The 24,466-nt window shown below is 44.4% G+C and carries 26 protein-coding genes and 2 pseudogenes; 8 read left to right on the top strand and 20 right to left on the bottom strand.

Annotation, left to right across the window (positions count from 1 at the left end; all coding sequences use genetic code 11):
• Positions 1-2: 2 nt before the first annotated feature.
• The 4 genes and pseudogenes from MiSe_RS15175 to MiSe_RS15165 all read right to left on the bottom strand — a co-directional run bounded on the left by MiSe_RS15175 (position 3) and on the right by MiSe_RS15165 (position 1,683).
• Positions 3-167, bottom strand: coding sequence for a hypothetical protein (locus tag MiSe_RS15175; protein WP_226580947.1), 165 nt, complete (start codon positions 165-167; stop codon positions 3-5).
• 308 nt (positions 168-475) lie between these two features.
• A complete protein-coding gene (locus tag MiSe_RS15170; RefSeq protein WP_226580944.1) occupies positions 476-703 on the bottom strand; it encodes a hypothetical protein in 228 nt (75 codons plus the stop codon).
• Positions 700-855, bottom strand: a pseudogene (locus MiSe_RS53810) (IS5 family transposase); the annotation flags it as partial. The gene MiSe_RS15170 and the pseudogene MiSe_RS53810, both read right to left, overlap by 4 nt.
• Positions 856-1,515: 660 nt before the next feature.
• On the bottom strand, positions 1,516-1,683 hold the full coding sequence (locus MiSe_RS15165; protein ID WP_226580942.1) for a hypothetical protein: 168 nt from the start codon (positions 1,681-1,683) through the stop codon (positions 1,516-1,518).
• Positions 1,684-2,413: 730 nt separating this feature from the next.
• Between MiSe_RS15165 and MiSe_RS52675 the strand changes: the two genes are divergently transcribed.
• The 3 genes from MiSe_RS52675 (at position 2,414) to MiSe_RS15150 (ending at position 3,332) form a co-directional block, all read left to right on the top strand.
• The gene (locus tag MiSe_RS52675; protein ID WP_373872798.1) at positions 2,414-2,641 is read left to right on the top strand and encodes a ribbon-helix-helix protein, CopG family; all 228 of its coding nucleotides are present in this window, start codon (positions 2,414-2,416) and stop codon (positions 2,639-2,641) included.
• Positions 2,626-2,814 (top strand): hypothetical protein, encoded by a 189-nt coding sequence (locus tag MiSe_RS52670; protein WP_226580940.1) that lies wholly within the window; start codon positions 2,626-2,628, stop codon positions 2,812-2,814. Before MiSe_RS52675 ends, MiSe_RS52670 begins: the two co-directional genes overlap by 16 nt.
• A 377-nt stretch (positions 2,815-3,191) precedes the next feature.
• Positions 3,192-3,332: a hypothetical protein gene (locus MiSe_RS15150; RefSeq protein WP_226580938.1), complete on the top strand. Its 141-nt coding sequence runs from the start codon at positions 3,192-3,194 to the stop codon at positions 3,330-3,332.
• Here MiSe_RS15150 and MiSe_RS15145 read toward each other — a convergent pair whose 3' ends face one another.
• Positions 3,333-4,295: a glycosyltransferase family 9 protein gene (locus tag MiSe_RS15145; protein WP_226580935.1), complete on the bottom strand. Its 963-nt coding sequence runs from the start codon at positions 4,293-4,295 to the stop codon at positions 3,333-3,335. It abuts the gene before it with no gap.
• A 75-nt stretch (positions 4,296-4,370) separates the two neighbouring features.
• Between MiSe_RS15145 and ispD the strand changes: the two genes are divergently transcribed.
• The 3 genes and pseudogenes from ispD (at position 4,371) to purU (ending at position 7,511) form a co-directional block, all read left to right on the top strand.
• Complete coding sequence (gene ispD, locus MiSe_RS15140) at positions 4,371-5,102, top strand: 2-C-methyl-D-erythritol 4-phosphate cytidylyltransferase (RefSeq protein ID WP_226580953.1); 732 nt, start codon at positions 4,371-4,373, stop codon at positions 5,100-5,102.
• A gap of 76 nt (positions 5,103-5,178) precedes the next feature.
• Positions 5,179-6,439, top strand: a pseudogene (locus tag MiSe_RS15135) (RNA-guided endonuclease InsQ/TnpB family protein).
• 217 nt (positions 6,440-6,656) lie between these two features.
• Positions 6,657-7,511: a formyltetrahydrofolate deformylase gene (gene purU, locus MiSe_RS15130; RefSeq protein ID WP_226580933.1), complete on the top strand. Its 855-nt coding sequence runs from the start codon at positions 6,657-6,659 to the stop codon at positions 7,509-7,511.
• Between the two features lie 276 nt (positions 7,512-7,787).
• Here the strand turns inward: purU and MiSe_RS15125 are convergent, their stop codons facing one another.
• Positions 7,788-8,981 carry a tetratricopeptide repeat protein gene (locus tag MiSe_RS15125; RefSeq protein WP_226580930.1) on the bottom strand — a complete coding sequence of 398 codons (1,194 nt, stop codon included), beginning with the start codon at positions 8,979-8,981 and terminating at the stop codon, positions 7,788-7,790.
• Between the two features lie 137 nt (positions 8,982-9,118).
• On the opposite strand from MiSe_RS15125, the gene MiSe_RS15120 reads away from it, so the two are divergent.
• Positions 9,119-9,445: a YbjQ family protein gene (locus MiSe_RS15120; RefSeq protein WP_226580927.1), complete on the top strand. Its 327-nt coding sequence runs from the start codon at positions 9,119-9,121 to the stop codon at positions 9,443-9,445.
• A 105-nt stretch (positions 9,446-9,550) separates the two neighbouring features.
• On the opposite strand, the gene MiSe_RS15115 is transcribed toward MiSe_RS15120, so the two are convergent.
• The 14 genes from MiSe_RS15115 to MiSe_RS15050 form a co-directional block, all read right to left on the bottom strand.
• Positions 9,551-11,086, bottom strand: coding sequence for a GH3 family acyl-acid amido synthetase (locus MiSe_RS15115; protein WP_226580925.1), 1,536 nt, complete (start codon positions 11,084-11,086; stop codon positions 9,551-9,553).
• The gene (locus MiSe_RS15110) at positions 11,086-11,694 is read right to left on the bottom strand and encodes a DapH/DapD/GlmU-related protein (protein WP_226580922.1); all 609 of its coding nucleotides are present in this window, start codon (positions 11,692-11,694) and stop codon (positions 11,086-11,088) included. The genes MiSe_RS15115 and MiSe_RS15110 overlap by 1 nt, the downstream gene beginning before the upstream one ends.
• Positions 11,691-12,434 (bottom strand): sterol desaturase family protein, encoded by a 744-nt coding sequence (locus tag MiSe_RS15105; RefSeq protein WP_226580917.1) that lies wholly within the window; start codon positions 12,432-12,434, stop codon positions 11,691-11,693. The genes MiSe_RS15110 and MiSe_RS15105 overlap by 4 nt, the downstream gene beginning before the upstream one ends.
• Positions 12,435-12,443: 9 nt before the next feature.
• Positions 12,444-13,466: an aromatic ring-hydroxylating dioxygenase subunit alpha gene (locus MiSe_RS15100; RefSeq protein ID WP_444980502.1), complete on the bottom strand. Its 1,023-nt coding sequence runs from the start codon at positions 13,464-13,466 to the stop codon at positions 12,444-12,446.
• 26 nt (positions 13,467-13,492) lie between these two features.
• The gene (locus tag MiSe_RS15095; protein ID WP_226580907.1) at positions 13,493-13,783 is read right to left on the bottom strand and encodes a 2Fe-2S iron-sulfur cluster-binding protein; all 291 of its coding nucleotides are present in this window, start codon (positions 13,781-13,783) and stop codon (positions 13,493-13,495) included.
• Positions 13,776-14,951, bottom strand: coding sequence for a P-aminobenzoate N-oxygenase AurF (locus MiSe_RS15090; RefSeq protein WP_226580905.1), 1,176 nt, complete (start codon positions 14,949-14,951; stop codon positions 13,776-13,778). Before MiSe_RS15090 ends, MiSe_RS15095 begins: the two co-directional genes overlap by 8 nt.
• Before the next feature lie 9 nt (positions 14,952-14,960).
• Positions 14,961-15,884: a ferritin-like domain-containing protein gene (locus MiSe_RS15085; protein ID WP_226580904.1), complete on the bottom strand. Its 924-nt coding sequence runs from the start codon at positions 15,882-15,884 to the stop codon at positions 14,961-14,963.
• 1 nt (position 15,885) lies between these two features.
• Positions 15,886-16,941: an aromatic ring-hydroxylating dioxygenase subunit alpha gene (locus tag MiSe_RS15080; RefSeq protein ID WP_226580902.1), complete on the bottom strand. Its 1,056-nt coding sequence runs from the start codon at positions 16,939-16,941 to the stop codon at positions 15,886-15,888.
• A 5-nt stretch (positions 16,942-16,946) separates the two neighbouring features.
• Positions 16,947-17,687 carry a hypothetical protein gene (locus tag MiSe_RS15075; RefSeq protein ID WP_226580900.1) on the bottom strand — a complete coding sequence of 247 codons (741 nt, stop codon included), beginning with the start codon at positions 17,685-17,687 and terminating at the stop codon, positions 16,947-16,949.
• A gap of 110 nt (positions 17,688-17,797) precedes the next feature.
• Complete coding sequence (locus MiSe_RS15070) at positions 17,798-18,805, bottom strand: Rieske 2Fe-2S domain-containing protein (RefSeq protein WP_226580897.1); 1,008 nt, start codon at positions 18,803-18,805, stop codon at positions 17,798-17,800.
• Positions 18,806-18,818: 13 nt separating this feature from the next.
• Entirely contained in the window at positions 18,819-19,229 is a 411-nt protein-coding gene (locus tag MiSe_RS15065) for an Mpo1-like protein (RefSeq protein ID WP_226580894.1), read from the bottom strand.
• The gene (locus MiSe_RS15060; protein ID WP_226580892.1) at positions 19,226-20,950 is read right to left on the bottom strand and encodes an N-acyl-D-amino-acid deacylase family protein; all 1,725 of its coding nucleotides are present in this window, start codon (positions 20,948-20,950) and stop codon (positions 19,226-19,228) included. The genes MiSe_RS15065 and MiSe_RS15060 overlap by 4 nt, the downstream gene beginning before the upstream one ends.
• A 60-nt stretch (positions 20,951-21,010) precedes the next feature.
• Entirely contained in the window at positions 21,011-22,303 is a 1,293-nt protein-coding gene (locus MiSe_RS15055) for a glycosyltransferase family 2 protein (RefSeq protein WP_226580890.1), read from the bottom strand.
• A 5-nt stretch (positions 22,304-22,308) separates the two neighbouring features.
• Positions 22,309-22,986, bottom strand: coding sequence for a YybH family protein (locus MiSe_RS15050; RefSeq protein ID WP_226580880.1), 678 nt, complete (start codon positions 22,984-22,986; stop codon positions 22,309-22,311).
• 541 nt (positions 22,987-23,527) lie between these two features.
• Between MiSe_RS15050 and MiSe_RS15045 the strand changes: the two genes are divergently transcribed.
• Complete coding sequence (locus tag MiSe_RS15045; RefSeq protein ID WP_226580877.1) at positions 23,528-24,160, top strand: hypothetical protein; 633 nt, start codon at positions 23,528-23,530, stop codon at positions 24,158-24,160.
• Positions 24,161-24,466: the final 306 nt, after the last annotated feature.

Raw genomic sequence — 24,466 nt, 5'->3', positions numbered from 1 at the left:
GGTCAACGCGGTCCTAGTGGAGATATCTGCATATTCCAGTCTGCCATCAATCGATGGTTCCGCAGCACCCGCTGTTGTATTTCTGCTTTCACTGCATCGGTATAAACGATGTCATAAAAAGGAAATAGATCTTGATTTTTGGGGTTTTTCCTGTTGCGATTAGTCATAGTATTTTGTTTGATGGAAATAGTTACTTTCCTGACTGCGCCTACTTTCTGGTTTCCCTATCCGGTGGTGGGTTTCTGATGTTGGTCCCGCGGCGTGCAGGGGGAAGAAAGGCTGGCAGAACGCCATGGTATCCTGGGTGAAACTGCCTTTATCTGTGCAGTACCATTCTGTGCTGGCTACAGATTAATCGCCGGTCATCACCTGCTTAAAATGGAGTATTTTATTCGTCTTCATCGTCATCAGAGTCATCTTCATCTTCTTCATCTTCTTCATCTTCAACATTTTCTCGAGCAACTGCTCGAGCTAATCACCGATAAAATAGAGGCATGTCTTTAGCGTCAGGTTTAATTCCTTGTGCCCTCAAGAATTCCGCCACCGCATTCCATTCCTTGGTTTTGGTTTTGACTTTTAGTGACAACAATCCCAATTCATTTTTGCATGGCTCTTGTTTTTTGGACAAATCTTGTATTCTGGGTAAAACACAGGAGGCTAAGAGTCTCAACTCTTCAATAGACCTCTGGCGAAAGTAATTCAAGATTGCTCTTTTGGTTGGTGAATAACTTCATAATTATAGATACCAGCCATCAAATTAAGTCTCAAACCAAATCGTCTTCTTCGATTTCTGTAGCGGGATGAAACTCGGCGAAATCTTTTGAGATGGCGATGAATATGTGAGATAACTATTCGCTATGAGTGCTAACTGGCGATTAGCTTTCTTTGGCTCCACGGTTAACTCTTTATTTTTGCTCTTTTTCTGGGGATTTCGACTTGTTTCCGGGAGTTTTTGCAGGGTATCGCTTCTCAAGTATCCGGATCGCCGAGGGGGAATTTTACTCTTTTTCCACAGACTAAAATCATGTACTTTCCCTCTGCCGCCATGAACACAGATGATTTCTCTATTCTTTTGTTTGGCTAGGAACTGAGACTTTATTCTCTGGCATTTTTGTCAAACAATCTAGTAGTTTTTCTGTTGTTTTTGGCCTTTCTATCTTTGGTTTTGCCGCCCCACCACATTTTCAATCTCGAGCTTTGGACAAGTGCTTTTTTCCCTGGCCAGTTAAACCGCCCTGACTTAATTAAAATCTTCTCCACTTTTTGGATGATTATATAAGCATTTGCTGCGTCAATCCCCCAGCTACCCAATGAAAGTATGTGGGATATTCTCGCCAGATCAAAGTCATTAATATTTGCTCTGGGATACTTAATTTGCTTGGTATTCCCGGCAGGGTTTGCAGCTTTTTTTCGGCTGCTATCACTTTCACCATCTGTTCAAATGTCTCTGGCTTTACCCCACAGCAACGTTTAAACTCGGATCAGCTTAATTTTTTGACCTCGTAGTTGATACTTCTACATTAACTCTTGAACTATTTTCTCGGATTTTGTCCCGAATTTCGCCGGTATAATAACATTTGGTATGTTGTCGTCGCGAGCAACTTCTTTAGTAAAAGTAATTTGTTCCTGGTTGTAACCTTCGACTGCAACGGGTGTGGAGAATTTAATTTTCGTGATTGTCATGATTCGGTAGTAAGGGGCATCTTCAGCGATGCCCTAATAAAAAACTGGAGTATTAGGAAGACATTGTGATAGAAAACAAGTGCTGGGTTATCACCTCCTTCTTAAATTCGGATTTAGTTTTCTACTTGCTACCTGTTTCTTGGTTCTCCAGGTAGTCTCCTCGGAGATATCGTCAATCGATCGGCGTTGGTAGAAGCTGCTTTCTCAGCACGGGTAAAACCTGTCTTCTGGAAATTCTTTTGACAGTTCGTTCCCGCGCCACATCGCTTGACAACAACGCAGAAAGCTTGCCACCACTTCAGGCTTTCAGCCGTATCTATACCGCACTACATGCCACATGGTTTTTTCCTTTTAGTTGGTGAGGAAAGGGGTATGCGAGATTTCGCGATCCCCCAAATTTGTAGAGGTATTTACAGAGTATTTGGTTGTCGGTTCAACGGCGCGGACCGCGCATCAGTGGCATCCCTCCTTTAAATGGGTAATCCCAGTTTCCAGATCGGTTATTCGGTTGTGTATTCGGTTGTGGAAGTTGTTGCCGCACAAGGGGGGGCAGGGGGGGATCGTTGCCTTGGGGTTGCTCCTGAACCGCCGCTGGGTTTGGGGCGTCCCTCCTGGTGGGGTGGGGGGAACTAGGTGACACAACATATGTATGTAGGTGGCACTTAACTATGTATAGCATTTATGTATATAGTTGACAACTGTTTTGTTAAATTAGGTGTGTAACTCATGTATGCAGGTGATGTGGGCGATGACCGACAAGAAAAAACAGGCTTGGATGACTCGACACGGGGAGTACAAGCAGAGGGTGAGCCTGATGCTAACCCCATCCAGTATTCAGAAGCTAGATCGCTTAGCGGAACTGATGAATACAAGTCGGAGCGAATTGATCGAGCGTTGGGCGAGGGGCATGGACGAAAACGTGGAACCGCAAATATTGGGAAAATGCTTCGCCAGTTGAGGCAAATTCGGCAAGCTCATCTGGCATACGTAGAAGCTCATGGGCAACGACTAGAAGCCCGACTTAAGGAGAACCGAGAGCATCATCAAAAAATTTTAGGGGAGATAAATGACTTAGAAGATGAATTGACCAAGCTACTAGAAGAATTTGAAGAGGAAGAAGCTTCTAGCTGAACCCTAACCAGCGTACGCATCCGGTCGCTGGTTTTGTTTTCTCCAGCGACTGGTGCGTACGCGTAGCTCCGAACATTACGCGTTTAACTCCGAACATTACGCGTTTAGCTCCGAACATTATCAGCCAAACCCTGCCAGCTTCCCGACCCGACCCTGACGATCCACCAGATCGCTACTATTGCCTGCAATATTGGGGCGGCATGGAGAGTTTCGCGGCAAAGCGCGACGACGACGATTTTTAGATTGAGGAACTGATTCAAAAGCAGCGAGCCTAGCTCTATTCTTCCAAGTTACTCAAACAGGACTTACGCAAATCACCTTTGTTTATCTGAAAAATCGTCGTTTTCGTAGCTTGAAACTTTGGTGATAGGATCTTCGTGCGTAAGTCCCGACAACTCAAACCTACCCGCCCGGTGTTCCGCTTAGGTATCCTCAGCCGTGGCAAGTCTATCCCCGGTAGTAAATTACTGGGGATTGCTATGACCCATTACCAATTAGCCATTACCTATTCTGTATAATCAGCCTCCGCCCCAAACTTTTTCTAAGATGGTTTCGGGTGAGATGTCTGCCATTTTCCCGGTGGGGGATTTGATGGCGATCGCGCGATCGGTCTTGGGCAACAATTTTTCTGGATCGGTGGGACCAAATAGGGCGATGGTATAAGTTTGCACTGCGACTGCTAGGTGCATGGGTGCGCTATCGGTACACAGCATCAAACTGGCACCGCCGATGGTTGCGGCTAATTTGCCGATATCCTCTGGGGCGGTAAATTTAAGGTTGGGGAATGCCAAAAGCAGCTGGTTAACCAACTCGATATCTTCTGGTCCAGCGATCGCCACGACGGAAAGATCCGGCTGTCGTTGTTGGAAATCTTGAATAATTTTGATCCAATTTTCGACGGGATAGATTTTATCGATGCCTTTGGCTTGGGCTAGCTTACTAGAACCACCGTGGATCAAAACATAGCCGCTTTCGGTAATACCCAGCCGTTTCTGTTCGGCTTCCGCCCATAGAATATCTTGTTTGGGCAGGTTGATGGCTAACTGGGGACAGGGGCTAGTAATACCCATCCCTTTGAGCAGGTCGTGGTACATCGCTGCGGCGTACTGGTCTTTGTTCAGGGGAACCGGGTCAGTCAGAAACGGCGAACCGCCGCCTGCGTAGCCAATCCGCTTGTTAATGCCAGTTAACCACAGCAGTAGACCGACTAGCCAAGTTTGACCCAAGGAAATAGCAACATCGTACTCGCGATCGCGCAATCTCCCCAATAAATTGCCCCAATCTGCGGGACTGTTGCGATCCTTGAAATCGTACAGCAACACATCGTTAATCGACTTGCAGACTCTATATGCACCCGCAGATCGAGGTTCGACTACCACATCAATGTTGGCGTCGGGGTAAGACCGCTTCAGGTCGTCCAAGGTCGGAAAGAACAGGATTTGATCGCCAATCCCGCCAGGAACTAGGGCTACTACTCGCATACTTCTCCAGACAGGCTTTTCCGCTCCTCATTTTAAGGGAAGATATCTCTAGTTCAACCATTGTTAAACAAGACCGTGTATTTATTAATTCCAGCAGCCGGGATGGGGCGTCGCATGGGTAGCGATCGCAACAAGCTTTTGTTGAGTTTGTTGGGTAAACCCCTAATTGCCTGGACGCTTCTAGCGGCGGAAGCTTCGCGCCGAATCGGTTGGATTGGCATTGTTTCCCAACCAGACGACTGGGCAGATTTAAAGGAAATTCTGGCTGAACTATCTCTAACTAAGCCAGTACAGCTAATCCAGGGCGGCGCTACCCGTCAGGAGTCGGTCTATAACGGGTTACAAGCGCTACCCGTTGCAGCTCAACAAGTACTAATTCACGACGGTGCTAGGTGTTTGGCGACCCCCGATTTACTCGACCGCTGCGCCGAAGCGATTCTTTCCTGTCCGGGTTTAATTGCCGCCGTGCCGGTGAAGGATACGATTAAAATCGTCGATGGCTCTGGTTTGATTGAGGATACGCCGGATCGGCGCTTGCTGTGGGCGGCGCAGACGCCGCAAGCGTTTGACGTGCAACAACTGAAACAATGCCACGCCCAAGGACGGGAGGCGGGGTGGGAAGTCACCGACGATGCGGCTTTGTTTGAAAAATGCGGTCTGCCGGTGCGAATTGTGGCAGGGGAAGAGACAAATTTAAAGATCACGACGCCGCAAGATTTAGCGATCGCAGAATTTATCTTGCGAGGGGGTTTGGGGGAGTCCATGTATCCCAAACTTCCCTTCGGTACATCGACTCCCCCAAGTTAATTTTACGCAACTCAACGTTCCTAAAATTAACAGTTAACAGTTGAGCATCACCCAGTAAACACTCTATAATACTTGGATGCTGACATTTAACTACCGCTATCGAATCTACCCTAATGCCGCTCAAGAACAGAAGTTGATTGAGTGGCTGGAAATCTGTCGTGGTGCATACAACTACGCACTGCGGGAGATAAAAGATTGGTGCGATAGTCGCAAGTGCTTGATAGATAGATGCTCTTTGGAGAAAGAGTACATCATTCCAGCAAAAGCCAAGTTTCCCAAGGAAATCAATCAGCTTAACAACTTGCCCAAAGCCAAGAAGGAATTCCCAAAACTAGGTGAGGATCCTTCTCAGGTTCTTCAGCAAGGAATTAAGCAATTGCATCGGGGATGGGAATACTTTCAGGAAAGGGGTTTTGGGTTTCCCAGATTCAAGAATTACGGGCAATTTAAGTCGTTGCTGTTTCCCCAATTTAAGGAGAATCATGTAACTAATTTCCATATTAAACTGCCCAAGATTGGAGCCATTACAATTAACCTGCATCGACCAATTACCAGTGGGTTTGTGGTGAAGCAGGTAAGGGCGATCGGGAAAGCAGATAGATGGTACGCATCCATCAACATTCAATGTGATGTCAGCGTTCCTGATGCAATGCCTCATGGTCATCCGATTGGGGTTGACGTGGGAATCCAAAAGTTTTTGGCAAGCAGCGATAGTGTAAGCGTTCAACCGCCAAAGTTCTTTAAAAGTCTGCTCTCGTAGGCTGAAAGTGCTGCAACGCCGACTCAAGAGGAAACAAAAACGGTCGAACAATTACGAGAAAGCCAGACTTAAAGTCGCAAGACTTCACCACACAATTGATAACACTAGGAAGGACTTTCATTTCAAACAAGCTCATGCTCTTTGTGATGCTGGTGATATGGTCTTCATGGAAGATTTGGACTATAGAACGGGGGCTAAAGGGATGTTTGGTAAACATATGCTTGATGCTGGGTTTGGACAGTTCCGAACCATTGTCAAGTATGTGTGTTGGAAGCGTGGAAAGTTTTTTGGTGAGGTTGACGCTAGAGGGACTTCTCAGGAATGTCCTGAGTGTGGGGGTGAAGTTAAAAAAGACTTGAGTGTTAGGGTTAATAACTGTCCTGATTGTGGATACACGACGGATAGGGATGTAGCTTCAGGTCAAGTCATTAGAAATCGGGGAATTTCCCTAGTCAGTACCGTTGGACAGACGGGAATGGAAACTGCCTGTGCAGACGATCTACCGGGGGCAGATGCTTTTCTGTCTAGGCAAGTGTCAAAACCCCGCAAGGGAGCAACCAGGAATTCCAAGAAGTGATTCTTTGGAAGCCCACACTTACCCGAAGGGAAGTGTGGGAAGATGTCACCCTCCGCCAGCGCCAGTAGGGACGCATGTAAAACATTGGTTGTCAAACCCGAAATATTGATCGTGCCTTGTCCTTACCAAGTATCGGGTTTACCCAAAAGTTTAGGGGCGGAACATTCTGGCGATCGATTTTCGGGTTTAATGAGACGTTATTTGTACCGGAGTGCTTATGACTTCTGCTACAGCAACCCTACTCATTTCTTGCCCCGACCAACGAGGATTGGTAGCAAAATTTGCCAATTTCATCTATGCCTATGGGGGCAACATCGTTCATGCCGATCAGCATACCGACTTTGCTGCTGGACTGTTTCTGACGCGCCTTGAATGGCAGTTAGACGGGTTTGGTCTGTCCCGCGAATTGATCGGCCCTGCTTTCAATGCTATTGCCCAACCCTTGCAAGCAACCTGGCAACTTCACTTCTCTGACACCGTGCGCCGAATTGCTATTTGGGTAAGTCGTCAGGAACATTGTTTGTTAGATTTGATCTGGAGACAGCGAGCGGGCGATCTACCGGCTGAAATTAATCTGATTATTAGCAATCATCCTGATTTACGCGCTATCGCAGAACAATTCGGCATCGACTATCACCACATTCCGATTACCAAAGAGAACAAACTTGAGCAGGAAGCCAAACAGTTAGAACTGCTACGACATTATAACATCGATCTGGTTGTTCTGGCTAAGTATATGCAGATTCTCAGCCCTAGTTTTATCGATCAATTTCCCCACGCGATCAACATTCACCATTCATTTCTACCTGCGTTTGTGGGGGCAAATCCTTACCAACAAGCGTATAAACGGGGAGTTAAAATTATTGGGGCAACGGCTCACTATGTCACTGCCAACTTAGACCAAGGGCCGATTATTGAGCAAGAAGTAGTGCGGGTCAGCCATCGAGATGAAGTGGCAGATTTGATTCGCAAAGGCAAAGATTTAGAGCGAGTGGTGCTATCAAGAGCAGTGCGATCGCATTTGCAAAATCGAGTCTTGGTTTACGGCGATCGCACGGTGGTGTTTGAGTAAACTTCAGGATTTATATCATGTCCTTAGGCAACGGTTGTGTAACTGCTAATAGCTAATCGCTAATGGCTGCTGTGGAGGCTATTGAAAAGCTCGCAATTAGCAAGCGAGCAATTACCCATCCATACACTACCGATACCTCAGGACATGATATTACGCGCACCCATCCGGATTTATCGGAAAAATCGTGGCGCCAGGAACTAGAGATCCCAGCTGGAAACTTTGGTGATAGGTCGCCCAAGCGTAAGTCCCGAACTTGTTGCCAAAAGCGAATCGCTTTTAACTCCCAACTGAGCTTCCTTGTTGCAGTTGGCGCAGGGCGTTTTCGGCTTGTTTAACTCCCTCGTTTTGGCCTTGACTTTGAAATAAATCGCGGGCTTTTTTAAACGATGCGATCGCTTCGCCGGTAAATCCGGCTTTCGCCAAAGCGACTGCTAAATTATAGTGCGCGGCTGCTTCGCGGGGAGCAATTTCAATCAGGCGACGATAGGCACTTACGGCTTGGGAAAAATTTTGCTGAAGCAGCAAAACTTCGCCCACCCCTGCCTGTGCTTCGATTAATTTATCATCTAATTCTACCGCTCGCTGATAAGCGGCTAAGGCTCTGGGCAAATTATTCTGCTGGCGGAGAATCTTACCCATTTGCAACTGAATGTCAGCGTTGCGCGGTTCGAGTCTAGCAGCGCGTTCTAAAGCGGATAATGCTCCACGTTGGTTGCCTTTTGCGATTAAGGCATAAGCCAGTTGTAACCGTAAGCGGCTGTTATCAGGAGCGATGCTGACCGCTCGTTCTAACACTTCGATGGCGTCATCATACCGCTTGAGTTGCATCAATGCGGCAACGATGGACTGGCGGATTTCAACACTTCTAGGCTGAAGCCTAATGGCGCGTTCGTAGACTCTCAAAGCGCCTTGATAATCTTTCTGGCGGAATAATACCGCGCCCAGTCCCAAAAAAGCTTGAGTGTTGCCCCTGTTGAGTTCTGAAGCACGCCGATAGGCATTTGCCGCAGCGACATTGTCGCCTAAGTTAGCAAGACTGTATCCCAAGGCGTAGTGAAACAGATGGTTGTTGGGTTCGAGGGCGATCGCTTGTCGATATGCGTTGACAGCTTCCTGGAATTTGCCCTGACGCGCTTGTATAAATCCTATAGCGGAAAAGATGCGGGCATTGTTACGCTCTAAGTTAGCAGCCTGTTGATATACCGCTAAAGCTGGGGCGAAGTTACCAGCTTCTGCCAGCTGACGCCCTTGCTGCAATAGGCGATCGAGTTCGGAGGTAGGTTGTTGGGGAGTCGGGTTAAGTAACCGACGCTGTGGCTGCAAAAATTCTTCGGGTTCTTCGGGTTCTTCGGGTTCCGCGATGCTATCGCTGTTTACAAACGGTTCATTTGCCAGGGCAAGTTGCGGACAACTTAATGCCACCCCTGCCAATAACAGCCAACTGACTGCGAACAAGAGCCGCTTTTGCATGGTCTATATCCCTTGTGTTTGGAGCCATTCCTAGATTGTTGCTATGCCTTGGATATTTAATCAGGGATTGCTCAATTTGGGAACTGGTTGTTGCCAACAAAGTTTAATCGGTGCTTAAACAGGTTAGAGGAATTGTAATGATTGTCACAACAACTGATGTGATTCAAGGCTCGGAAATTCAATCCTACTTGGGTCTGGTGACCGCTGAGGTCGTCTATGGCACCAACGTGTTTCGGGATTTCTTTGCAGGTATCCGAGATGTTATAGGCGGGCGTACCGGCAGCTACGAGGAAGTTTTCCAGAAAGGTCAGCGGGAAGCGATCGCCGAACTGGAACGACGCGCCCAACGTCTCGGTGCTAATGCCGTTGTTGGTGTTGAAGTTGATACCGGCACGATCAATGTCGATCAAAACGGTTGCTTATTGCTAATCACTGCAATTGGTACTGCTGTCAGAGTACGCTAAACAACGTCTAATCAAGCGGAAGCCAGGTTTTGTCCAAAAACCTGGTTTCTTCAGGATTTACGCCTAGAAACCGGGTTTCTCTGAAAAATTTACGATTCAACTATTTTACTGAAGCTGAAATTTAAGTTGATCAAAAAGTAAATTGTTAATAGGCGATGTTGCGAGAATGGGATGCTTAATACCACCCCAAATACTACCCGATCGCACGCGGTACAAAGCTAATAATTCAGGAATTTTAGGGGAAATAAACACTTCTGGAGGTGCAAGTTGATCGAGCGATCGCGCCCGCTGGTACTGAATTGATTCTGACAAAGCAAGATCTAGATGTTTAGCAAGGATATCTGAGGTTTCTTTAGCCCGATCGAGTAACAGAATATAGTGAGGCGGATTAGCAACTGGAACTAAAGTTTTAAAACAGGTTTCATCAAGGTTTAATAGCTCTAAAATATGTCGCACAAAGCTTTCTTGTAGCTTTTCACCCACTAGATCGCTGATGGCTTCATGTCGTCCTAAAAACTCTAAACAAGGAGTGTGGCGATACATACCTGTCACCCGGACGCGATCGCCAATTCGATACCGATACAACCCTCCCTTTTGCGACAAAATTATAGTATAGTCCTGCCCGATACTGAGTTCGTGTAACTCGTGCAAGGAACCCCGATCGTCTTCAAACTCGAAAAAGACTTCATCCAGCACTGGAACATACCCGTTAGCTTCTAGCAACGGAATCGTCATTGGGGCTTCCGTTGCTAGCAAACCTTTACCCTGAACTAATACATCGGGAAATTGCGATCGCAACCCTTTAGCCCCATCTGCTGCATTGGCAGCATCCCAACAGGAAATTAGCTTTAAATTAGACCAAAGTTGCCTCCAAGGAATCTGATGTTCAGTCAGCAGTTGCAGGCGTTCATCTGAGATTTTTCCCTGTAATTCTTTTCGCAATAATTCCTGATTATCCTGAATGTAGTTTAAATGAATTTGGAGAAAGCTGGGACTCCAAATAGAAATGATTTCGAGTTGTTCTGCCTGCAATAATGCTAGAGAAAGCTGATGTTTAAAGCCCTCGGTATCCTGCAGGCGATCGAGTTTCTTTGGGATCACCAACCAAGGTCGCAGTAACCAGCGCAACCAATTATCTAAGTAATCCAAGTCATCTTGCAAAGAAAGAGAATTTTCTGGGTCAGAGTCTGGTAAGTTTAACTGTGGCGAAATGCAGGCATAGAGCTTTCCCGTTGAGAATTTAGGGCCATTTTTAATTAAGTCGTGCGCCCATACACAAAACATTTGATTGAACGATTTTCGGAGCGATCGCGTGTAAGGAATCCATTTAACTGCACCGCTACTCCCAGAGGTTTTTTCATAAAACAAAATGGGTTCTGGTGTAAGTGGAATTCGCTTACGTTTAGAATTTTGTTCTCCTAAAATCCAAGGTTGAAGCTTGTCATAATCAACGATTGGGACGCGCTGCCAATCTGCTACAGACTGAATTCCCAAGGATTTGCCATACTCGCTTTGAATCAGGCGATCGCAAATATCGCGCTGGACAAATTCTTGGGTTAATTGAGGGTTATCCAATGCTTGATAAAATCGCTGGAAAGTTGGTGCAAGAAGTTGCCCAAAGAGTTGAATTAACTGACGCATTATTTCACCCTTTGATTGGGATAAAGGTTAGTGATAACAGGTATATAAACGCCATCTTCAATTACTACACCGGCGGCAAGATGCGATCCTGCACCCACAAAGGCATCATTACCAATTTTGACTTTTTTGACATATAACATTAAGTCTTGTTTTCGAGGTTTAATAACGTGAGAATAAATGCCAACTCGATGTCCAATTACAACGCGATCGCCTATTTCTAACAAACCGCGATCGGCAATTTCTAGCCCTGGTGTCCAGTACACATTTCGCCCTACCTTCGCACCCCACAAACGCAACCAACCGGAAAATACCCCTGGAATCAGTCGCAACACAGCCTCTAAAGCTGGAATTGCAATATAAATAACCTGAATTTGATGGCTACCCCACCAAGGACTATACTCCTTTCCTTGTAAATAACTAATGCCCTCTCGAAGCGGATATATCCACTGATGCAATCGGTAAACTAAAACAGGTAATCCGTAAAGAGAAAACAATACAGCCAAAACGCTGAGGATGCTGGGTGCATGTGCAAAATAGATGAGCGATCCGCCTGTTACCAATAAAACGATAGCAGGAAAAAATAAAATAATTTTACTCAGCAGTGTCATAAAAAAGGAAATAAAAGCTTTTGAGTGAAAGTTAATGAGGTTGCGGTTCCGATTTCGGTTGGCAATTCACTTTCTTCATAATAAGTTCCATGCAACTTATCCCAAAGTTTCAGATTTGCACCGTAATTGCGATCGGGAAACTGGCTAGAATGATGCCATGCGTGATCCTGTGGCAGAATCAACCAAGGAGATAAATAACGGTAAAGCCAACTGTTTGAGGGAATGGTTAGTTGGCTGTGTCGCCATAAATCTAGGGCAGAAGTTAAGCTAACTCCTAAAAGATAGCCTGCGGGATCGGCTAGCAAGTACAGAAATAGCGTATGAACCCACAGATAAACAATTAGAAAGCTTGCCCAAATGGTGTTACGAGATGTTCCCAAAACATCTAAATGAGTCACTGTATGATGCACTTGATGGATGTGCCAAAAAAAAGTATGCAACAGGCGATGATTCCAATAATAGAGATAATCAACCGCAACAAAGCTGAGAAGAAAGCTGAAAACCAGAGGCAGATTAAGGCATTCTTTTGGCATCGGTAAACCATAAGGATCCATCTGATAAATAAACGTAACTTGCAGGAGTGGAATCAGCATTCCTTGCACAAACAGTCCAGCGCTGTCTAATAACCAATCTTCCAGACGTTTTGCTTGGAGTTTAGTTCGACCAGATTTATCGAAGATAGTCCATCCAACCAATCCGATAAAAGCAACAAAAACTATAACTTGTACAAAGCTTTGCATAGCAAAATCTTAGACCCAAAATGTAACTTTAACCGATTTATCGGCTAGTTGTCGGGGATCTTGTCCAGACGCGATCGCATCTTGAATAGACTCTACAAACACATGAATCGTATCAGCAGGCCTGTGAGAAAAGTGGGTTCCGTATTTGGCGATCGCTTCCCCTTGAATGCCCAAAATTTTCACATCCTGCTGAATAATATATTGTGCTGTCCATCGGATAAACGGACGTGCTAGTTTATTCCAAATGCCATAGTTATAAGTAACATCCGTGTAAACTAGCGTTGAATTTTCAGTTTCGGGAATCGATTGACTGGTAATGAATAAATGGCGGTTGTTTCCCATCTTGTATTCTACGCAGGTAATATTCGGCATATAAAAGCGATCGCTATGTTTAATTTTAGCACCCTGCCGATTGAGAAAACGACTATACCATCCTAGATTGCTCGTTTCATTACTATACTCCACCAAAACAGAACCATTTTTCCGCTCTACCATCATTTCTAACTTTTGTTGGCGATAGTTGCGGAAAACGCCTGGATGCACGAAGGCAGTATGGGGAATATCAATAAAGTTTTCTACACAATTAGTAACATTATTGCTAAAACGATTAATTACTCGTACTGTTTCCCATCCTGGCTCTTGATAATGAGGCATGGAAAAGGGATCGAAATGTTCGTTAGGATTGTCAATTAACCTCACATAAACATAACCATCTTGCTCTTTTGTTGGATAACACTTTGCTCTACGCTGCTGGGAAATTTTGAACGAATTTCCTTCAGAAGGAACGGCAATAACATTGCCATTTCGATCGTACATCCAGCCATGATAAGGACATTGCAATGCGCCGTTACAAATCTTTCCTGCGGATAGGCGACTACTGCGATGCAAACAGCGATCGCGCAACGCCACTGCTTGTCCATCTTCTCCCCGAAAGATTGCTAGCCATTCTCCTAAGAGCGATCGGGCTAACACCGTGTTAGGTTTTAATTGGTCGCTCAATGCGACAATGTACCAGAAATCTGCCAATTGCATAACGTTAAATACTCGAACAGAAGACATCATCTATCTAGTTGGCAAATTTCAACATTGGCTGTAAGGTCAAGTTGACAAGCTAACCGGGCATTGGGACGATCGGGCGCTAAGGTATCCAGCACTTCCTGTTCATCGACCTTAGCAGCAGGAATATCACCAATAACTTCAACTAAGCAAGTTCCACAAATTCCAGTCCGACAGCCAAACAATACAGGTGAATTCTGAATAGTTAGATGTTCGGATAAATTTTGATGTGGTTGTAAAGTAATAGGCGGATAATCAGTTCCGGGAAAGGAGATTGTATATAAATCAGACACGATCAAAATCCTGCCGTTCAAAGCGTTGAAAAGAACTTTTTTGAGTAGCCAAATATTGGGAAATTGAATTAGATGCCATCAGTGACATTTCTCGATTGCGTTTCCACAGATAATCAAGTTTTTCAACATACACTTTATAAGATGCCATTGCTTCCTGATGCGTTAAATAACTGCGGTGCAATCCCTCTGATTCTTCGGTAAAACAGCGCCTCATCATGTCTTTAGCCTCTTTTTCGGTTAAGTTGAAAACGGGCGATCGCAACACGCGATAAATTTTGCCATACAGCGCCGGATCGTACCAAAAAATCCCATTAATTGCCGCCGAAAAGTGAAAATGATCCCTTTGACATCCCCATAACCCTAAATTTGCCACCAACTTTTCAAAAGCTGTTGGTGGTGCAAGGCAAGTGACAACATCGTGAGATAAAATTGTCGAACTATTAAAATGAAAGCTTTCATCTAGAAAGTGATAGTAAGAAATTTTAGCAGGAATGGGTGCTAAGTCTTGCTGAGGATGTTTTTGATAATAGTTGCTGAGTTTGTGCTGAATTAATTTACCATTCAATGTCCGCACTCCTCTGACTGTAAAATACTGACAAGCCAAAAAAGTATTATTCGCAGAAATTAACCCAAAGTATTGAAGTTGAATCTTTTTCCACCAAGTTTTCAACGCATTAGTATCAGCATAAACCATTGTTTCAGTAAAGGGACTCCGCATCGGGTAGGTAAAAATCAGTTCTCCAAACAAAGCTTGTTCAACTTGTTTGGCAATGGTGCGGAATGCATTAATATGGGCGCGTTCTTGAGAAGATTCTAAATCCAATGTATCGCAGATTAAGCGGAAATCTTCACGAGCGTAAAGTCCAGTGGCGCTGGTTTGATTGAAAAAGATCGTGGCAATTTCAGCGGAGACAATTTGCGAGTAGTAAGCTACCCAATAAAGCTGATTCAAAATTAGGCGCTGATGGGGGCTGGCTTGTTCCCATAAAGGCGTACCATAGAGTAAAGAAAACTCCTCTGGATTCCAATACTCATTTTTACAATCTTCATAGCAAAACTTTTCCACTGCTTCATCCATTAAAGCTGTATGGTCTTGCTGTTTGTTGCGTTTATAATTAATTTGCAACTTGCGATCAATTGTTGTACGATCTAATAGTTGATTTTCCATATCAAAGGTTTAAATTGGGTTGACACACTGATGAGCAGGTAAGGGGACAAAAGCACCTCGATCCTCTAAAGCTTGAACGATCGCATCTGCTGATTTTCCCCGCATTAGCGATCGCAACAATTGTAACCTTTTCCCGCTATGAGTTTCCGTATCCAACTCTTCTAGGATTTGGATTTTTTGCGATCGCGAAAGATGTCCTTTCACCTGTGCGATCGCAGCTAGTACGTTTTGCGGGCCAACCTGTACCATCATCAGAAATCTTGCTAACAGTTCAATAATTAATGTTTGACTAGATTTTGAAATCGGAATTTCCTCAAACAATAAACTTCCCGTTGCATGATGGCGTGCTTCTACGTCCAAAAAACTATAAAAAACCTCTGCCAGCACTTGATGGTGACATTCCTTTGCGAGTCGGCGGTAATGACTTAAACCCCACCCTTCTAACACCACTTGCAGCACAAATAACAACAGGGTTTTATCCGTACCTTCAACAACTTCTGCTAATAAATCCAGAAACGGATCGTTACTACCTGTTAATTCAATTTCTGGCAAGAAACAACTAATTTGGCTTAAGTGGGTTGCTTCATCCGCCACAAACAATCCGTACAGCATTCGTTCTTCAATTGTTTCTGCTAAAAGCACCATCTTTGCCATATAACCAACGCCTGCATTCTCAATGTAATAGGCTTCTTCTAATAAGCTGCGATTGGCAAGTTGAAGAATAGCAGACTGTTCGGCATCATTCGCTGCTTGAAAAACTTTGACTCGATCCAGGTTAAAAAATTCAGCTTCCCAATAATGGAAATTTGAGCTGACTGTAGGACTTCCTTGATTCGGCAATGCTGCCGTCAAAACCCGCCTTAATCGATCGTTAGGAGTCGCATGAGGCAAGTTTAATCCAGCAATTTGATATTCTGATAAAGTGTGAGTCATGCTAGAGTACTAAAGAGGTCGGTGGATAGTTGCGATCGCTATTTTCTACATTCTCAACAGATTCCCAAGTTTTCCAGGTAAGCGCTTTCTGGCGGTTAAAGTGCTGAATAAATTCTAGAATTGAGCGATCGGCTTTTGTGGGAGTTTTAAGGTCAAATTGAATCGTCTGAAAAACTTGTGTATCCCCCTTGGCAAAGTAATTACCAACCTGCTGCGTTAACCATAGTAACCCCCGGTTAATTCCCCATCCCAAACATCCATCTCTCTTCGGTGTAATTAAAACCGTTTGTCCCTCAGTTTTACCCCCCTCGATCGTTCGCAGTGCAAATACAATATAGAAGTGCAAAAAATCTGGGCCTAGCGTTACTGTTCCCGTGCTGCCATACCAATAACACATACTATAAGTAACTTCATTTTGGTAGAGAGGACGAATCAAACGAATTAACCAAGAATCATCACCTCCCTTTGTTGTGTTGCTAAAAGCGATCGCATTAGGATTCAATTCTTTTGAATCAAATACAATTTCTAGAGGCAGATTGTGGACTGTATTAAAGTGATGAGCATCGATCCCATTAATCAACAACACATTAGGATGACAATTTTTAATAAACCGAGTCCCTAAAATATAATCGCAATCTGCCTGTTCTAGTTCCGGTACAAAAGGAAGCAAATAGGGCTTTTCTTCTCCCACCCAAACCCAAATCAGACCATACTGTTCCGCCGTATGCCAAGTTTTGATAGAGACAGGTAGGGGTTTTTCCAACGAAGGAATATCTACGCAAATTCCATTAGCATCATACTTCCAATTATGGAAAAAACAGCGAATTCCATCCCCATCTACCTTTCCTTCTGCCAAATGAGCGCCCATGTGGGGGCAATAGGCATCTACCGCCACTACCTGACCGCTAACACCTCGATAAATTGCTAAATTTCTACCCAAAAGCGTTACAGCCCTCACCCTACCAACTTTTAATTCTCTAGAGGGTAGCGCCCAGTACCATCCCTGAATAAATTGCGTTGGATTATTAAATGTTGAATGTGGTTTGTTAAGAGACATAAAAATTAAATTAAAACAGAGTCTTGCACAACTTCTAGCGACGATTCTGCCTCCCACATCCGTTGTCCAGCATGGGTGAGATTTTCATCACAAATTTCTGTCAAACAAACCAATTCATCCCCAAACCGATAGCCAGGGTTTTTGGTTGTAAAAAATTGAATATGGGGGTTGTTCTGTCGTTCTTTGGGAATTTCAATTAATCCATCCCGAAGAATTTGGGGAGATTTAAAGCGGACAATTCCAGTTGCTTTGTTATAGAACTCGCCATAATATTCTTCTGCCAAAATTGCCATTAAATTTTGAATAGAGACAGGTGTATTTGTATTGTAGCGGGGATAGAACTCTTTCCAAAAGGTGGGAAGAAAGCGATAGGTACGAAAACCAGAGCAAATTAGGAGCCAGTATAGTTTATTTTCATCATATTTTTGACGCAGAAAGTTGATGGCGGCGATCCAACTCCGGGGTAGGGTCGTACTTGACCAAGCACTGGGATCGACGATGGTATCTCCTGAATAAATAACGCTGATTTTCTCTCCTAAAAACTTCGTTTGACAGAACATTAGGGTTGAAAAACCTTTAAGAGTATTAGTTGTTTCATTTCTTAACAATAACACCCAGTTTTTGCGATCGAGATCGGTCTGGAACCCATCCCAGGTTATGCCTTTAAAATGGCTGTTCATTAGGGTGTACATTGCGGTGCGATCGCTTGGGCGCAACTCTTTAACGGGAACCAGCCAACTATTCATCGTTCGGGAAGTACTGAGACTCGGTTTTGGGGAATACTACTAACAGTCTACTGAGCAAATCTGCTGGAGGTTCTGAGCAATGTGACAGATCTCAGAGTGGTTGGTTTAATTCAGTATTCATCCTTGACACTCGGCGACCATCGAGACGGTTCAAGTTGGTTTACATACTGCATATACTGAGTCAGTGGCGTATCAATGCTGAGGAGTACCTGGGGATTAAAGCGAATATTGTCGTAAATCTTGCCATCCTCATCTCTGAGCATATAGTAAGCCAAGCGGGTACACAACAATAAGAACTGACTGAGCAAATATCCAACAATACCTTGACGTTTCTCAGTAATGTAAATCGGTTGAATTCGCGTTCTTCCTGGTGCGATCGCAGTGTAAGCATAGATCGTATGAAGCGGAGGAAATAGCCGCACATTTTTCATCATCGTCAGCAAACCAATACAACCATGTGCATAGCGCATAGAATACTCATAGCTAGACCCTAAAAATCGCTGACCCAATCGTTCGCGCAGCGTTGTTTTAGGAAATTCTCCCCGCATTGTAAAGTCAATTTGCGTCCCTAATTCATTTGTGTGTAAAGATAGTTCCATTTTGATATCTAAATGATGAATAGTCTTCAAATGTTGAGCATCAATTCCATTCATCATACAGATGTGATGATGGCAACTTCTTTCAAAAGCGGTATCAGCTTGGCTGACAATCTCTTTTCCCTTCAGTTCGTCAAATTCAACCACTCCTTCCGGTGCTTTAGCATCAGGATAAATCCAAATAAAGCCGTATTTTTCCTCAGTTGCGTAAGCTGGTAATTTAGCTTCAGCAGGAATTTCCGATTGACAAGGAATGTTTTGACAATATCCTGTTTCATCAAACGCCCAATGATGAAATGCACAGCGAATCCAATTTCCATCAACTTGCCCAATTCCTAAATCTGTTCCGAGATGAGGGCAATAAGCATCTAAAGCCCGAACTTTTCCATCTTCACCTCGAAAAATGACTATTTTTTGACCGCACATCTCTACTGATTTTGCTTTTCCTGGAGATAAGGCTTGACTGGGACAAGCAATATACCAACCTTTTGTAATGATATTCCAGTTGTTAAAAATCTGCATAAAAAACCTTTATTTACAAGTGGGTTACATCTACTTTTAACTGATATTGCCGTAAAATTTCCTGACGTTGGCGGATATCCTCTCCATATTGACCGGATAGAACCCTAAATAGCATTTTAGCTAAACAGAAAGAAGCTCGCCAAGAGAAGACAGCATCTTGTAAATCAATATGGCTTCGTTCAAATAAAAAATGTCCGGCTAATCCGATTAACTGCGTGAGGGGCAAGCCTAATAGTAACCAGTAATTTTGCGATTTCCAAATGGCGAAAAGTAAGCCGTAAAAGAAGAGTATGCCGATAATATGAAGGGCGATATTGATGGGGTGCTGGTGTTTGAGAACAAAAATATCCCAGTAGTTTGTAAAGGGATGATCGAGAAGGCGATCGCTAATTTTATTTTTCAACTTTGGATAAATTGGAGTCATAAACTATGAGAGCAAAAAGATGGAAATAAAACGGTTCCCAGACGTTCTCGACCTAAGCGATCGCTAACTTGACCCCGACAAACAACTCTAATTCCATTAATATAAACCGCTTCCACAATTTCTTCCGATCCGCGTTTAACCATGCGAGGTTCACCATCTAGAACTGGATCTGATATTTCCACTTGGGGACTGATAGGCTGGTTGAGCGCTTGGGGATTAAGTAAAACCAGATCGGCCCCGGCACCAACTTTGAGAACGCCTGTATCCAGCCTAAACCAACCAGCGGGTTCTCCTGTAACGCGAGCGATCGCAATTTCTGGTGCCAGAAACTTCGTTGCAACTGCTTGCTTGAGCAAAGATAAAGCCCCATCATAGTAACCCAGGTTACGCACGTGAGCGCCAGCATCCGTAAAACCGGGCAAAATATAGGGGTGCTGCATGAGTGCTAAACGGGGTTTTAAGCGATCGTTCGCTCCCGTCGCCACCCAACGCAAATCTGTGTCGTACTTCCGCAACGCCTCAATAAACAAATCTACAGGTTCCTGTTGCTTTTGAGCGGCAACTTCAGCAAAACTTAATCCCTGCCAACTCGTTTCAGGACAGCGCACAATTTCCATTAAATCTAACTGACGATGGAATGATTTGCGCCAATTATTCAGCCATTCCTGGCGAAATTGGCGGCGAAAAGTTTCTAACTCCCATAATTGTTGCCGTTCCTGTCGCGAACCGCAGCTATTTAGTTGTGCGCCTGTGGGGAATTCTTCAAATAAAGGAGTGACAGAACCATCAGAATAAATCGTGAAGGGTTCAGTCAAGGTTTGAAAGCGAACATTTCCCTTAAGCAGGCGGTTCCAAAAATAAAGGAGGGGAGAAAAGATGCGCCATAATTTGCGATCGTGTACGGCATCCAGCGCTGATAAAACTGTCAATCTTAAGGATTTTTGCCCAATTCCTGAACCCAGGCGCAGAATATCTAGAAAAGAGGCCAGCCGTTGTAAATTCGGAGTCACTTGAAAAACTAAATCTCGTTCGCGACAAAGATCGGCAAGCATAGCATATTCTGGAAATTTAGCCTGTTGTGATGGAATTGTGCAACCGCGCCATTCTCCACTCATGCGATGCCAAGGAAACATATCTATTGAGATACCAATAAATCCCGCTTCTAACACATCTGCGGCGATTTGCTGCATGGTTTTGAGTTCGGTTTCTGAGGGTTGAACTGTTAGGCTTCGTTCCAATCCCATCACATGAGCGCGTAAGGCACTATGCCCAAATAGTGGTGCAACATTGGCACCAAGGGGTAATTGTTGTAAATGTGCTAAATATTCTGCGGGTGTCTGCCAAGAAACCGACTGTTTTAACCATTTCTCAATCAGCCGATGGGAAAGAGTTTCGACTCTCTGAAAAATATCTGCCAGCATTTGCGGTTTACCAACTGCAACAGACAAGCTGCAATTACCAATTACAACGCTGGTAACGCCATGACGAACTGATTCGCTCAATCCCGGTGCAATTTCTAACTCTAAATCGTAGTGAGTGTGAATGTCGATAAATCCTGGTGTTACCCACAACCCGGAAGCATCTACAATTTGATCTGCATTGGGGGGAAGAGAGGATGCGATCGCCACAATCTTACCATTTTGAATGCCAATATCCCCCCGCATCGGCGCAGAGCCTAACCCATCTAAAATTAACCCGTTTTGAATCAACAAATTTAACATGAATCTTTGTTTCTTTGGCGCTATTGAATCTGTTTATTTATCTCAATACCCAATTTTTTATTAAGCCGAGCGCCCATAATGGTCAGTTTTAACCCACTGCGATCGCCCCTTTTTCACGCAGATCCTTAATGTTACCACAATCATCACGGGTATCCAATGCACCATGTAGAGAGAACCTTGAATCGTTGCCCAAACTAATCGCCATCCTCGTAAATCTTGAAATTGGTTAATTCCCGCCATAAAACCAACGGTTAAAAGAAAACCGAGTAAAGTTTGCAGAGGGAAAAGAACGGCATGGTGACTATAAAAGATTGTCCATATCAGGTCAGGAATGACTCCAATAGGAAGAATAAATTGCAATATTAAAAACAACAATAAATCCATTTCTTTGGCCCAACCTAAAGTAAAATTTTGAGGAAAATAATCGAGGTGACGCTGATAGCCTCCTTCAGCCCAACGACAGTGTTGATGCCAAAGATTCCTCCAGGTTGTGACCCCTTCTTCCCGAATGGCTGGCAGGGTAAAAAACTCAATTTTTGTACCGATTAAATACAGCTTGAAAGTTAGATCCAAATCGTCAGTGACAGTATCTTCGCTCCAACCGTTGCACTGTTCTAGTAATTCTCGCCGTACTAACATTCCATTTCCTCGGAGTTCAGTAATTCCAGCAACAGCAATGCGATGGGTTTGTAGAAAAGCATCGCAATTCATTTCCATCTGTTGGCAACGAGTTAGGAAATTAAGCTCGGCATTAGAAATGCTTTTTCGCACCTGCACCGCACCGATCGCACTCTGCTGGAATAGAGGAACTATTTGCTGTAGGAAATCCGCAGGAAGTTGAGCATCGGCATCGCAGACTAAGATAATGTCTCCCTGCGTAAAGGGAAAAACTGAGTTCAGCGCCCCTGATTTACCGCCTTTTGATTCTCTCCGATGAACTTGTAACTTGGGAAATTGAGTTTGTAATTTGCTCAAAATTTGAGGAGTTCGATCGGTACTCCCATCATCAATTACCCAAATCTCTAAATGAGTAGTTGGATAGTTCAGGTGAAATAGATTATCAACTAGATCGATTAAGACCGCACTTTCATTTTTAGCGGGAACTAGAATTGAGACTTGCGGCAAATCAACATCGCCCTCAATCGTTGGAGAAGTCGGTTTTGCCATCAGCATTCTTGCTGTTTGAATACTTAGGACTGCTGTTAATCCCACCATGAACCATTGGGTCTGGGGTTGCCAGTGGAGTAAACTGACGATTCCCCAGATTAGTAGAACTACCAGCGTTGCCTTGACACGGCGATCGCGATCGCCGCTGATATCATTACTTAACCGATCGGTACTTGTTTCCACCATATTGGCTACACTCTTTCCCTTGGTTGTTTACGCCTGCGATGCCATAGCAGCATCCCGACTGCCCCCAGCAAAAAGCCGCCCACCCCTGCGGCAACTGTCGTAGCACGACCCACTTGCTGGGTACCATTCAGTACCGGGTTATTCAGTAGGTTAGAAGAGAAATGCAGCGATTGAATTGTCCATCTGCCTTGAAACTTTTGCATCACGGCTGTCCACCGCATCGCCATATTAGCCGAATTACCATCCCGGAAATAGAACGTTGCGATCGCATCTCCGTAGGAAACCGCAGTCTCTGGCGACAGAAACCTTTTGGGAGTATCCACCTTCAAAGTCATTTTGATGTCTTTGATCGAACTGGAGAATTGCTGATTCCAGTAATTTTCAAAGTCTTGCACCTTATGAAAAACACGGTTATCGACCGTTGTGATCGTGAAGGTTGGATGTAAGTAAGGCTCAATTTTGGAAAAATCACGAGTGTTGAGAGCTTGCAGAGCCATCTCCCGCGTGCGAATAATCCCATTGATATCCTGTTGGTTGGCATCTGCCAGAGCGCATTGGGGCACATTCCAAATTGCCAGCACTAGCAAAATGCTCCAAAGTAGCTGCCAGCATCGGTATCCGCTTGTCGGTCTTTGTTTGATCGTGTAGGTTGGGGGAGATTGTGTAAATAGGGAAGATGCCATTACTACTGATTCCTTCCAAACTCCTGAATCTGCTGCTAGACTTTTATATTACTCAGGACTTACGCAACTGTCACACGCGATCGCCTACACACGATCTGGGCAGTCTGGGCTTGACAAAAAGACTATTTACTGTTATATGATTTTCAACAGTCGTTCGCGTTACCTTTATTAGTTGGAGATCCCCTTAAATCCCCCTTAACAAGTGGGACTTTGATCCCCCTTAAAAAGGGAGACTTGGCTCCCCCTTAACCCTCATTAACAAGGGGGCATAGGGAGATCAAATACTTATCAAATACGCTCTAAAGAGTTCGAGTTTAATGGATAGTTGTCAAGAATTCGCAGCCTTTTAATCCAATTACCAATTACCAATTAACATCGTCAAAGCTACGTAATTATTCTATTTATTTCTTTTGATAGATAGCAGTTCTTTCTACTGGTAGATATTCACCGGATCTATTTCGCCCTACATTAAAGCTCAAGCGTAAAGATCGCCAAAGATAAAAACTAGATTCGGATCGAGGCATAACGGAGGGAAAAAACCGTGACATACGTAAATAGACCAGGAGAAAATATTGTTGCTGAGCCAGTCGTAGGGACTCGCGTTGTTGATTATCACGACCGCGTCAGGTGGGGGCCAATTATTGCAGGTGTTTTGGTTGCTTTAGCAACGCAATTAATTTTAAGCGCTTTGGGTGCTGCCATCGGTCTGAGCGGCCTTTCAACTTCAGGGGCGCCCAGAACAAATGCTGGGGATGTTGGCACTGGTATAGGCATTTGGTCAATTATCAGTTTGTTTATTAGTTTATTTGTCGGTAGTTGGGTTGCAGCTCGTGCTAGCGGTCCGATGAACCGCAATACGGCCATGCTCAACGGTGCAATTTTGTGGGCAACAACCTTAGCATTGGGTTCTTGGCTGTTAGCGAGTGGGGTAGCGGGTACGTTTGGAGCGATCGCATCTAACGCTGGGGAAGCGATCAACCAAGCTCAGCGGGGCGCGGTGAACATACCGAACCAAGCCCCCAACGTATCGGCTCAACAAGCGCGCGAATTGGCTGGCAATGCGGCTAGAGTAGGTTGGTCGTTTGTATTTGGTTCTTTGCTAGGTTTAGTCGCGTCCTTGGCGGGTGCGGCTGTGGGAACGCGCGATCGCAATACTTACAGAACCGAGCGTTGAACGCACTATTAACGCAAGTTGCTAGTTATAAACTTTGGCGTTGCTAATGGCTAATGGCTAATTGCTAATCTAGGATTTTTACCAATCTCGCCATTAGCCATTAGCCATTAGCCGCTCCAAGAGAGATAACTAGCAATTTGAGTTATTAGAAACTCAATGGAAAATAGGACTTACGCAAAGAAACAAAGGGCGCTCCGAAAAATCGTTGGTTTGGCAATCACAGATCGACGGTCGAAACCAAGTTTCTTTTCTCTTCTTGCGTAAGTCCTGGAAAAGTTCAAATCCTCATGCTTGTATTTAGCACCT

This window comes from Microseira wollei NIES-4236 (assembly GCF_020521235.1).
In the GTDB taxonomy this organism is placed as follows: domain Bacteria; phylum Cyanobacteriota; class Cyanobacteriia; order Cyanobacteriales; family Aerosakkonemataceae; genus Microseira; species Microseira wollei.
The sequence above is the reverse complement of the archived record's forward strand: the minus strand, read 5'-3'. Positions and strand labels throughout refer to the sequence as shown.